Raw genomic sequence first — 11,829 nt, 5'->3', positions numbered from 1 at the left:
TCAGCATGTCGGTGAGCATGTCCCCGAGCCGGGGCCGCAAAGCGTCCTTCTTCAGAAAGAGGCCAACGATGCCACACATGGTCTTCTCCGTTCAGCTTCGGCTTCAGCCGTCACGGATTAACTATCAGGCAATTTATTTTCTTCACAATCTATTTTGCGCCTCAGGAAGAAGAATTTCCTCCGGTGCAAGCCGTGCCGGTTTTTTGGGCACGTCCCCCCGCACCCCGCCCCGCACAAGCCAAAATTCCGGGCAGATCCCCCGCCCGGCCCCAACCCTCACGTCACCTGCGGATAGGTGATGATCGACAGGGGACGGCTCAGAACTCGACCTCGAGCTCGACGATCTCGTCGGGCTCGGCGAGCGCGCCGGCCGTCCATTCCTGCATCGGCGCCCAGCCGAGGATGGTTTCGACATAGGCCGCGAGCCGGGTTTCGAGCGGCACGGAATAGGTGCGGAAGCGGGTGCAGACCGGGGCATACATCGCATCGGCGACCGTCGGCGTCGCGCCAAACAGGAACGGCCCGCCATGGGTCGCAAGACACTCGAGCCAGATCGCCTTGACCCGTTCGACATCGGGCCGCGCGCCCGAGAAGATCTTGAACTTCTCGTGCCGCGCCTTGAGGTTCATCGGCAGCGCCGAGCGCAGGTTGTAAAAGCCCGAGTGCATCTCGCCCGAGACCGAGCGGCACTGGGCGCGGGCGACCTTGTCGGCGGGATAGAGGCCGGCCTTCGGGAAGGTCTCGTTCAGGTATTCGGCGATGGCGAGCGTGTCCCAGACCTCGACCTTGCCATGGGTGAGGCGCGGCACCAGCACCGAGGGCGTGAGCAGCAGCAGCTCCTGCCGCGCGCCGGCATCGGAGAGGTCGACCGGGCTCTCGGCGAAGTCGAGCCCCGCCATCTTGCACAACAACCAGCCGCGCAAGGACCACGACGAATAGTTTTTCGATGAAATCGTAAGCGTTGCTTGCGTCATGGTGCCTCCTCGCCCAAGAAGGGCTGTATTCCCGGAATTTTTGTCGCAGGCTGGCCCTGGCCTGACCAGTGGTTTTCGGGCGTCAACGGGGTGAATCGCCATGCTTTACGCAACCTACCAGTCTCTTGATGATATTTTCGCCCCTTTTCGCACCGCCGCCCATTTCGCGCTCTCCTTTACCCCCAAGGCCAGCGGCCCCTTCACGCAGCTGATCCGCACGCAGGCGGCGGGGCTCGAGATGATCACCCGCTTCGGCCTCAGCCATGACCGGCCGCGCTTCGGCATCGGCACGGTGAAGGTCGACGGGCGCGAGCGGCCGGTGCGCGAGGAGGTGGCGCTCGAGCTGCCCTTCGGCCGGCTGCTGCATTTCGCGCGTGACCTCGACACGCCGCTGCCGAAGGTGCTGGTGACGGCGCCGCTTTCGGGCCATTTCGCCACGCTGCTCGCCGGCACCGTGCGCACCCTGCTGCGCGACCATGACGTCTACATCACCGACTGGACGAATGCGCGCGACGTGCCGCTGTCGGCGGGCCGCTTCGGCGTCGAGGATTACGTCGCCTATCTGATCCGCTTCATGGAAGAGATCGGCCCGGGGGCGCATATGCTCGCGGTGTGCCAGCCCTGCGTGCAGGCGCTTGCGGCAACCGCGGTGATGTCCGAGGACCGCAACCCGGCGACGCCGCGCTCGCTGATCCTGATGGCGGGGCCGGTCGATGTGCGCGAAAGCCCGACCGCGGTCAACGATCTGGCGAACGAGAAGCCGATGGAGTGGTTCGAGCGCACGGTGATCGGCACCGTGCCGCTGCGGTTCAGGGGCGCGGGGCGCAAGGTCTATCCGGGTTTCGTGCAGCTGTTCTCCTTCATGGCGATGAACATGGACCGCCACCGCGAGCAGCACGAGAAGCTCTATCAGCACCTCGCCAATGGCGAGGAGGCCGAGGCGCGCAAGATCAAGGACTTCTACGACGAGTATTTCTCGGTGCTGGACCTGACCGCGGAATTCTACCTCGAGACCATCGACCGGGTGTTCCAGAAGGCCGAGCTTGCGACCGGCGAGTTCAGCTTCAAGGGCCGCAAGGTGGACCCGGGCGCGATCCGGCACACGGCGCTGCTGACCGTCGAGGGCGGGCGCGACGACATCTGCGGGCTGGGGCAGACCTCGGCCGCGCATGATCTGTGCTGCTCGCTGCGGCCGCATCTGAAGCGCCACCACCTGCAGGCGAATGTCGGCCATTACGGCGTGTTCAACGGCCGCCGCTGGGACAACGAGATCTATCCGGTGGTGCGCAACATGATCCTGGCAGTGGATTAAGGGCGCCGCGCAAGCGATTGTCGAAAAAGAAAACTCCTCCGAGGCCACAGGCATCGGGGGAGTTTTGTCTCAGGGCTCAGCCGATCTTTTCGAGCCGCGCGGGCAGCCCCTGCCGCACCGCGGTGCCGGCGACCGGATCGACCCAGACGCCGTCTTTCGGCCGGGTCGGGTCGAGCATGCCGACATCGTTCAGAAGCACCCCTGTCGCCAGTCGCGGATCGCCGGGCCGGGTCTCGCCGTCGATGGTGATCGGCTGCGCGCCGAAGCCGCGATGGCCAAAGCCGTGCTCGATCGCCACCGTGTCGGGGGCGATGCCATCGCGCACCACCGCCACGCTGTCGAGGCTGCCACCGGGCGTCGTCAGCCGCACCCGGTCGCCAGTCGCGATGCCATGCGCGGCCGCAAGCGCGCGCCCGATGTTCACCGGGTTCGAGGCCACCACCCGCAGCAGCGCCGGCGCGCCGACCGAATAGGAGTTCTGCAGCGGCGACTTGAAGGAGACGAGCTTCACCGGCCAGTCGCTTTCGGGGTAATGCGCGGCGACCGGCGAGCCATCGGCGAATTCGGGCTCGAGCCAGGCCGGGCAGCCCGGCATCCGCGTGCCGGTGCCGGCGCGGCGGAAGGAGCCGAGCGCCTCGTTCCAGACCTGCATCGGCTGTTCGAAGGGATGGGCGGCCCGCTCGCCGTCATAGCCCTTCGCCGCATCCTCGTAGCGCCCGCCCTTGGCGTAGATCGTCGCGGCCTTGCGCCATTCGCCGGGCTTCAGCGTCGCCTCGAGATCGGCGCGGATCCGGCTCACCCCGCTCAGCGCGATGTCGTCGTCGCTTGCGTCCGCCACCGGCTTCTGCCCGATCATCGCGACATTCGCCGCGCCGCGCAGATACCAGTCCTCGGCGCGTTCGAGCGGATGCAGAGTGCCCTCGGCATCCGGGATCGCCGCGGCACCGAAGCCCGGCAGCCCCATCCGCTTCGCCGTGGCGATGAGAAACGTCTCCATCCCCACCCGCTCGCCCGCAGCGTTCCTTTCCATCCGCGGCTCGACCACCGGCCAGCGCGCCGTCGTCGCCTTCGTCGCGATACCGCCCCAGGGCCTGGTGAAGCCCCAGGTCTCGTACATCACCGAGTCGGGCACGATGTAATCGGCGATCGCCGAGCTCTCGTTGATGAACGGGTCGATCGAGACGATCAGCGGCACCACCTTCGGGTCCTTCAGCCGCTCGAGCAGATGGGCGATGCCGGGCAGGCCATAGACCGGGTTGGTGTTGCGGAAGACGAGCGCCTCGGCGCGATAGGGATAGCCGGTGACGATCGAGGAGATCCACTCGGTCGCGAGCCCCGGCGCGTTCGGATACCACGGCCCGTCCGCCGGATAGGGCTTGCCCGCCGCCTTCTTCGCCTTGAACTCCGAGGTCTTCTCGTAAGGCGCATTGCGGCCGATCGGCAGGCCCTTCGCCGTGACCGCGCCGGGGAAATCGGCAAGGTCATAGGCCGGGCCCTTGCTGTCGGGGAACCAGCCGCCCGCGACCATCGTGCCGCCCTTGCAATTGAGGTTGCCGATCAGCGTGTTGATCATCATCAGCGCATAGGCGTTGTAATGGCCCATGCCCGACATCATGCCACCATGGCTGTTCACCGCGGCGCGGCGGCCGTGGCTTGTGAGCTCGCGCGCCAGCCCCTCGATCGTGGCGAGCGGTATGCCGCAGGCGGTCGAATACTCCGCCATCTCGTGCTTCATCGCCTCCTCGCGCAGCAGGGTCAGCGCGGTCTTCACCGCCACCCCCTCCCCGGCGCCCCCGACCACGCCGTCGAAGAACAGCGGCGCGGCCGAGGTCCCGGCCGGGGCCGGGCCGGTCCCCGAGGCGACCAGGAACGGGTCGGCCTCGGAATAGGGCTCCACCCCCTCGGCCAGCGGCAGCCCGATGTCCGAGCCGCGCAGGAAGCGGCCGAAGCGGGGGTGGGTCGGTGCGACGATCACCAGATGGGTGGCATTGGTGAAACTTGCCTCGCCCGCGGCCTCGGCGGCGGCCTGTGTCGGCTGGGCAAGATAGGCGGTGTTGATCTTCCCGTTCTCGAACATCCAGCGGATGATCGCCATCGCCAGTGCGCCATCGCTGCCGGGCTTGATCGGCAGCCAGCGGGAGCGCTCGCCCGAGGGGCCGTTCTGCGCATGGGTCAGCACCGGGTCGACGACGACATAGCCGAGCTTGCCGTCCGCGCGGGCCTGCGCGACCTTGGTGCCGACGATCTTGAACGGGTTGCCGGCATTGCCCGGCGCGGTGCCGACGAAAAGGATGAACTCGGCATTGTTGAAATCGGGCTTGGCGTGCGGCTGGGTCTTGAAATCGCCGAACATCGCGCCCGAACCGTTGCGATAGGCGCCGCCGCAATAGGCGCCGTGGCGCACGAAATTGGTCGAGCCATAGCTTTGCTTGAGCCAGCGCAGCACCAGATTGTCGCGCCCGTCATCGACGCAGTTCATCCAGACGAGCCCGTTCGCGCGCGGCCCGAACTCGGGCGCGCCGGCCTTGATCGGGGTGTTCAGATCCCGGATCTCGCGCAGCCCGGCGACGCGCCCCTCGCCGAAGAGATCGCCGCCCTCGACCACCTCCTCGACCAGCTGCTCGAAGCTGATCGTCTGCCACTGGCCCGCGCCGCGCGGACCGACGCGCTTGAGCGGCTTCAGCACCCGGCGCGGATTGTCGAGCTGTTGCAGCACCGCATTGCCGCGCCCGCAGGCGGTCGAGCGGTGGGTCAGCCCGCCGCCCTCGCCCGCCCGGGCCAGCGCGGTGAAGCTCTCGCGCACCGAGCGCGCATAGGGGATGTGCGGGTCGGTCGACATCGGGCTGAAGGGATTGCCCGCGACGCGCAGCACCTTGTTCGCGGCCCGGTCGACGCGCACCCGCACGCCGCACATCGTGGTGCAGCCGATGCACATCGTGTAGCTCACCGCCTGATCGGGGTTCGGGACCAGATCGCCGGTGGCGGCATCGAGGCGGAACTCGGGCTCGGGGGCAAAGCCGGTCAGCGCCTGCGGCGGCACCGCGCCCGACCATTTGCCGCGGGCGATCTTCTTCACCGTCTCGGCATAGCCCGCACCGAAGGTGGCAAGCGCCCCGGTCGCGACGGCACCCTTGAGGATGTTGCGGCGGGTGGACATCGGGTCTCTCCTTCAGAAGCTGCGGGCGGGTTCGGAGGCGGCGCCGGATTTCGGCACCCCGGCCTGATCCCAGGGGACGAAGGTGGTGTAGGCGATCAGCAGGAAGAGCCAGAGCCCGAAGGTGCCGATCACCCCCATCAGCCCGGCAAGCCCGGTGGGCATCAGCGCGTCATAGAGGCCCGAGCCCACCTTCGGCACCGCCTGCCCGCCCATGAACACGGTCCAGCGGAACATCCAGGCGGCGTGGATGGCGAGAAGCCCGGTGATCCAGCCGCTGCGGTCCGGCGCGGCCAGCGCGATCGCGAAGGGCAGCACGATCGCCACCGCCCCCCAGAGCGCGATCCGCTGCCAGACCGGGAAGCCCGCGACGGAGGCGAGCGCCTCGGCGTGGCGCGGGCTGAGACCCGAAAGCGCCAGCACGAACCAGGCCACCCCCAGCACACCGACGAGGCCGAGCACCAGCGCAAGGGCGCGGTTCATCGCCGCCTCGACCGCCCGCCCGGTGCCCAGCGACCGCCCGAGCACCAGCATCACCCCAAGCGCGCCGACAAATCCCGTGGCTGCGAATTGCAGCGGCAGGAACGGGGTGTTCCACAGCGGCCGCGAGCGCACCACCATCACCTCCATCCCGGTGTAGGTCAGGATGCCGAGCGCCGCGAGCCCGGCAAGGGCCCCGAGCGGACGGGCAAAGCCGTTGCCCGCGCCACCGAGCGCCAAGAGCCGGAACAGCGGCGCATAGCGCCAGTCGCCCTGCCCCCAGGCCCAGAAGGCCGGCCGGTGCACGGCCCAGGCGAAGGCGATCAGCAGCCCGACATAGCCCGGCACGATCCAGGCGCCCCAGGCCATCCACGAGGTCGGATGGGTGTAGAAGAAGAACTCCCAGAACCGGCCGGGCTGGTGCAGGTCGGCCAGGAGCGCGATCGGCGCGGTGATCCCGGTCGTCACCGCGGTCATCAGCGCCAGCCGTGCCCGCGGCAGCGCCGCCTCGCGGCCCAGCACGAAGCCCGGCAGCGCCATGAGAAGCGCGGTGACCGAGAGCGCGATCAGGAAGAAATACTGCACCGCCCAGGGCAGCCAGGCCGCCTCGTGCGTTGCGCCGACAAGTTCGTGGATCTGCACCTGCATGTCAGTGGACCTCCGCCACATGCGCGCCGGGGTCGAAGGGCGGATGCCAGGCCGCCTCGCCCGTCACGCGCCCGTCGAGCACCGCGTCGAGACCGATGTAATAGACGTTCGGATGGGTGCGCATCTCGGGGCGCAGCACCGAGACCGGATGCGCCGCGAGCAGTTTCGAGACCGGGCTTTCCGGGTCGTTCAGATCGCCGAAATTGCGCGCCCCGCCGACGCAGGTCTCGACACAGGCGGGCAGCAGCCCAGCGCGCGTGCGGTGGATGCAGAAGGTGCACTTGTCGGCCACCTGCGTCTCGTGGTTGACGAAGCGCGCGTCATAGGGGCAGGCCTGCACGCAATAGGCACAGCCCACGCATTTGCTCGCATCGACCAGCACCTCGCCGGTCTCGGCCTTGAAGGTCGCCTCGACCGGGCAGACCGGCAGGCAGGGCGGATCGTCACAATGGTTGCACAGCCGCGGCAGCATCACCATCGCCGGGTCCTGCCCGTCCCGCACCAGCTCGTAGACCGAGACATGGGTGCGGAAGGCATCCTCGGGGACGTGGTTTTCCATGATGCAGGCGACGGTGCAGGCCTGACAGCCGATGCATTTGCGCAGATCGACCACCATGCCCCAATGCGGTGCCAGTGCCGGGGCGGCGGCCTCGGCCGCCTCGCCCGCCCCCGCGATCGAGGCCGCGGCGCCGATCGTCACCCGGCCGACCGCACCGAGAAAACCGCGACGGTTCGTGTCCATGGCTGGTCCTTTCCTTCTCTGTCGGAAAGAACCCTACGTCCGGCGGCGCCCCGGGCGGTATCGGCGCAAACCCCGCAAACCTAGGGGTTTGCCCCTAGGTTTCGGCCCAGCCGGCCGCGACAAGCAGACGCACCAGATCGGCAGCGCTACTCGCCCCCATCTTCTCCATCACGTTGTGGCGGTGGATCTCGACGGTCTTCAGGCTGATGCCGAGCTCGGCCGCGATCTGCTTGTTCAGCCGCCCGGCCAGCACCGCACGGGCGACCTCGGCCTCGCGCGCGGTGAGGCTCTCGACGCGGGCGCGCAGCTGCGCCGTGCCTCGCGCCGCCTCGGCCCGCGACCGGCTGAGCGCCAGCGCCTCGTTCAGCCGCCCGACAAGGGCCATGCCGTTCACCGGCTTCTCGAAGAAATCCATCGCGCCGGCGCGCATCGCGCGCACCGCCATCGGCACGTCGCCATGCCCGGTGATCATAATCACCGGCAGCGCGCAGCCGCGCCGGCCAAGCTCGTCCAGCAGGTCGAGCCCGGTCATCCCCGGCATCCGCACATCGGCAAGGATACAGCCCACGCCCCCACAGTCGAGCCGCTCGAGCAGCTCGGCCGCCGAGGCATGCGCCTCCACCCTCAGCCCGAGCGAGCCGAGCAGGAAGCCCAGCCCCTCGCGCGCGGCGCGGTCGTCGTCGACCACATGGATCACCGCATCCTCGTTCATCTCTCCTCCTGTGCCGGCAGCCAGATGCTGACGCGCAGCCCGTGCCCGTCGGCCGGGGTCTCGGCGCGCAGCCAGCCGCCATGGGCTTCGACGATCGAGCGACTGAGCGCAAGGCCAAGCCCGATCCCCTCGGGTTTCGTGGTGTGGAAGGCCTCGGCAAAGCGCGCCATCGCGGCAGGCGACAGCCCGGTGCCGCGGTCGCGCACCGAGATGCACACCCCCGGCCCCTTCAGCACATCGGCCTGCCGCGCCGAGCGGATCAGCAGCCGCTTGTCCTCGGCCGGCGTCTCGGCCATCGCGTCGACGGCGTTCTGCACGAGGTTCAGCACCACCTGCTGCAATTGCACCCGGTCGGCCAGCACCACCGGCAGATCGCCCGCCAGCATCAGCTCGGTGCGCACGCCGGCGCGGTGCACCGTCGCCTCGTAGAGCACCTCCGTCTCGCGCAGCATGTCGTTCAGATCGACCGGGTCGCGCAGGCTCTCGCGCTTCTTCACGAAGGCGCGGATGCGGCGGATCACGGTTGCCGCGCGCTCGGCCTGCGCCGCGATCTCGGTCGAGGCGCGCTCCATGTCCTCGGGGGTGAAGGTGCCGAATTTCAGCCGCATCGAGCAGCCCTGCGCGTAATTCGCGATCGCGCTGAGCGGCTGGTTCAGCTCATGCGCGATGCTCGACGCCATCTCGCCCAGGATCGAGAGCCGCGCGACGTGTTCAAGTTCGCGCCGGTGCAGCCGCTCCTCTTCCTCGAGCCGCTCGCGCTCGGCGATCTCGCGCACCAGCCCCGCATTCGCGGCATCGAGCGCAGCGGTGCGCCGGCGCACGAGGCTTTCGATCCGCACCGAGTAGAGCGCCCAGAACATCAGCGCGATGCCAAGCGCAATGAGCCAGTCGCGGTAATCCTCGACGAATTCGCTCAGGCTGACCGGGCCGGTGCGGGCATAGGGCCCGATGCGCAGCGCGCGCAACAGATCATGCACCGGCTGATAGTCGAGCGGCACGGTCCAGAGGTTGCCCCCCTCCATCGCCAGAAGCGCGATCGCCACCTGTTTCGACAATGCCGCATCGGTGTGGCGGGTCTTGGCGAAGGGCCAGCCCGGATAGACCCGGCTCGAGACCGCGCAGGGCACCCCGGGCAGATCGCGGGTGGCAAAGGCATGCAGCCGCGCCCAATGGCCCGGATCGGCCGCCTGCAGTTCTTCCAGCAGGCAGGCGCGCAGCACCGCGGCATCGGCGCGCCCGTCAAGCACCGCCTGCGCCGCGGCCTGCATCGGATAGCCGGTCACCAAGGGCTCGATCCGCCCGGGCAGGCGCGTGTCGTGGTCGTAAAGCTCGCGCCAGAGCACCTGAAAGCCGCCGAAGGCCTCGGGCGCGACGACGGCGAGGCGGCGGCCGGAGAGGTCATCATAGCTTTCGAGCGGCTCGGTGGTGACGAGGGTCGAGGCCACCGGCATGTCGCCCTCGGCCGTCGCGATGCGGCTGACATGGTGGCGATATTCAAGCTCGGCGTAATTGCCGGGGTTGGTGATGACGAAATCGAGGCTGTTCGCATCAAGCGCGGCATCGAGGGCATGGATGTCGAGCGCCACAAGCTCGAAGTGATGGCCGGGCAGTGCCGCGTTCAGCGCCGCCCCGGTCGCCTGCCAATGCGCGATCGAATGTTCCGAGCCCTGATAGTCGAGCACGCCGATGCGCAGCACATCGGCCTGCGCTGCCGGGGCGGCAAACACCACAAGGGCCGCCACCAGCCCCCATCCTGCCCCGATCCGTGCCAGCACCCGCGCCCTCGTTCTTGTCCGCCCCCAGCATAGGCGCAAGCACGGGCAAGGGGAAAGGGGGCGACATGCCGCCCCCCTTCCGTGCCTTCCGGCTCACTCGCGGTTCAGCGCCACCACCGGGTCGAGCTGGGCCGCCGAGCGCGCGGGCAGGAAGCCGAAGGTCACCCCGATCAGCGTCGAGGACAGGAACGCCACCACGATCGCCGTGCCCGAGAAGGAGAGCGTCACCGTGGTGTAGACCATGCCGAGCAGCGCCCCCGCGCCAAGCGCCAGCGCGATGCCGAGAATGCCGCCGACCAGACACACGAGCACCGCCTCGACCAGAAACTGCCCGACAATGTCGCTGCGCCGCGCGCCGACGGCGACGCGCACGCCGATCTCGCGGGTGCGCTCGGTCACCGAGACCAGCATGATGTTCATCACCCCGATGCCGCCGACGACGAGCGAGATCACCGCGATCGCGGCGACGAGCCAGGTCATCGTCTCGGTGGTGGTGGTGATCGTGGCGCGGATGGTGTCGCTGTTCGACAGGAAGAAGTCCTGCGTGCCGTGACGGTTCAGCATCAGCGCGGTGATCTCGGACTGCGCCTTGTCCATGTCATAGCTGTCGGCGATCTTCACCCCGATGCTGTCGAGGTAATTCTGCCCCGAGACCCGCGACATCGCGGTGGTGTAGGGGATCCAGACGTTCAGCGATGAGGGCCCGAAGGTCGCGCCGGTCGAGCGCACGACGCCGATCACCCGCACCGGCACATGGCCGAGGATCAGCACCTGACCAAGCGGATCCTCGCCGTTCGGGAAGAAGGTGTCGCGGGTGTCCTCGTCGATCACCGCGACCTGCGCCAGCTCGGTCACGTCGCGGCTGTCGAACTGCTGGCCGATGACGGTCTCGTAGGCATGCACGGCGAAGTAATCGCCGCTCACCCCGTTGATCATGGCACTGGCCGAGACATTGCCATGCAGCAGGTTCGCGCTGTTCGACACCGCCGGCGAGACGCCGTCGGCATAGGGCTGCAGCGCGATCATCGAGGCATCCGAGGGCATCAGCGTCTCGGTCTTGCCGGCATCGCGGGCGCCAAAGCCGGTGCCCGCCCGCACGGTGATCGTATTGGTGCCGAGCGAGGAGATGTTTTGCAGGATCTTCGCCTGCGTGCCCGAGCCGAGTGCCACCACCAGCACCACCGAGGCGATGCCGATGATGATGCCGAGCATGGTCAGGAACGAACGCACCCGATGCGCGAGCATCGCCTTCAGCGCCATCGAGAGGGTCTCGCCCGCCCGGCGCAGCAGCGCGCCGGCACCGCGGCCGGCGGGGGCAAGGCGGGGCGTGCCCTCTGCCGCTCCGGTGCGGCCGCTGTCGCGCACGATCCGGCCGTCGCTGATCTCGATCTCGCGCCGCGCATGGGCGGCGACGGTCGGGTCGTGGGTGACGACGATCACCGTGTGGCCCTTGGCGTTCAGATCGAGCAGCAGCGCGATCAGCTCGGCCGAGCTTTTGGTGTCGAGCGCGCCGGTCGGCTCGTCGGCAAGGATCACCTCGCCGCCGTTGATCAGCGCGCGCGCCACCGAGACCCGCTGCTGCTGGCCGCCCGAAAGCTCGTTCGGCCGGTGGTCGAGCCGGGTGCCGAGGCCAAGCTGGGTCAGCAGCTCGGTCGCCCGCGCGCGCCGGCTGGCCCGGCCCTCGCCCGCATAGATCGCCGGCACCTCGACATTGCCGACCGCATCGAGATCGCCGAGCAGCTGATAGCGCTGGAAGATGAAGCCGAAATGCTCGCGCCGCAGCCGGGCGAGCGCGTCGGGGTCGAGCCCGCCCACATCCTCGCCGGCAAAGCGGTAGCTGCCGGCACTCGGCCGGTCGAGGCAGCCCAGAATGTTCATCAGCGTCGACTTGCCCGAGCCGGAGGCGCCGATGATGGCGACGAACTCGCCCGGCCAGATGTCGAGATCGACGTCGCGCAGGACGGTGATCGTCTCCTCGCCGGCCTGGAAGGAGCGGCCGACGCCGCGCACGGAAATCAGCGGATCGGTCATC

8 protein-coding genes are annotated in these 11,829 nt (G+C 68.7%); 1 reads left to right on the top strand and 7 read right to left on the bottom strand.

Going from position 1 to position 11,829, the window contains the following annotated elements:
* Positions 1-317: 317 nt before the first annotated feature.
* Positions 318-974 (bottom strand): glutathione S-transferase family protein, encoded by a 657-nt coding sequence (locus EOW66_RS18125; RefSeq protein WP_128157744.1) that lies wholly within the window; start codon positions 972-974, stop codon positions 318-320.
* A 100-nt stretch (positions 975-1,074) separates the two neighbouring features.
* On the opposite strand from EOW66_RS18125, the gene EOW66_RS18120 reads away from it, so the two are divergent.
* A complete protein-coding gene (locus tag EOW66_RS18120; RefSeq protein ID WP_128157743.1) occupies positions 1,075-2,286 on the top strand; it encodes a polyhydroxyalkanoate depolymerase in 1,212 nt (403 codons plus the stop codon).
* A gap of 76 nt (positions 2,287-2,362) precedes the next feature.
* Here EOW66_RS18120 and EOW66_RS18115 read toward each other — a convergent pair whose 3' ends face one another.
* The 6 genes from EOW66_RS18115 to EOW66_RS18090 form a co-directional block, all read right to left on the bottom strand.
* Entirely contained in the window at positions 2,363-5,443 is a 3,081-nt protein-coding gene (locus tag EOW66_RS18115; protein ID WP_128157742.1) for a molybdopterin dinucleotide binding domain-containing protein, read from the bottom strand.
* 12 nt (positions 5,444-5,455) lie between these two features.
* A complete protein-coding gene (gene nrfD, locus EOW66_RS18110) occupies positions 5,456-6,568 on the bottom strand; it encodes an NrfD/PsrC family molybdoenzyme membrane anchor subunit (protein WP_128157741.1) in 1,113 nt (370 codons plus the stop codon).
* 1 nt (position 6,569) lies between these two features.
* Positions 6,570-7,310, bottom strand: a complete 741-nt coding sequence (dsrO, locus tag EOW66_RS18105; RefSeq protein ID WP_128157740.1) for a sulfate reduction electron transfer complex DsrMKJOP subunit DsrO — start codon at positions 7,308-7,310, stop codon at positions 6,570-6,572.
* A gap of 94 nt (positions 7,311-7,404) precedes the next feature.
* Entirely contained in the window at positions 7,405-8,022 is a 618-nt protein-coding gene (locus tag EOW66_RS18100; RefSeq protein WP_128157739.1) for a response regulator transcription factor, read from the bottom strand.
* Complete coding sequence (locus tag EOW66_RS18095; protein ID WP_164881182.1) at positions 8,019-9,797, bottom strand: sensor histidine kinase; 1,779 nt, start codon at positions 9,795-9,797, stop codon at positions 8,019-8,021. Before EOW66_RS18095 ends, EOW66_RS18100 begins: the two co-directional genes overlap by 4 nt.
* 93 nt (positions 9,798-9,890) lie before the next feature.
* Positions 9,891-11,828 (bottom strand): MacB family efflux pump subunit, encoded by a 1,938-nt coding sequence (locus EOW66_RS18090; RefSeq protein WP_128157737.1) that lies wholly within the window; start codon positions 11,826-11,828, stop codon positions 9,891-9,893.
* Position 11,829 lies beyond the last annotated feature (1 nt).

Origin of the sequence: Paenirhodobacter huangdaonensis (assembly GCF_004022465.1) — a bacterium.
Taxonomy (GTDB): Bacteria; Pseudomonadota; Alphaproteobacteria; order Rhodobacterales; family Rhodobacteraceae; genus Rhodobacter; species Rhodobacter huangdaonensis.
The sequence above is the reverse complement of the archived record's forward strand: the minus strand, read 5'-3'. Positions and strand labels throughout refer to the sequence as shown.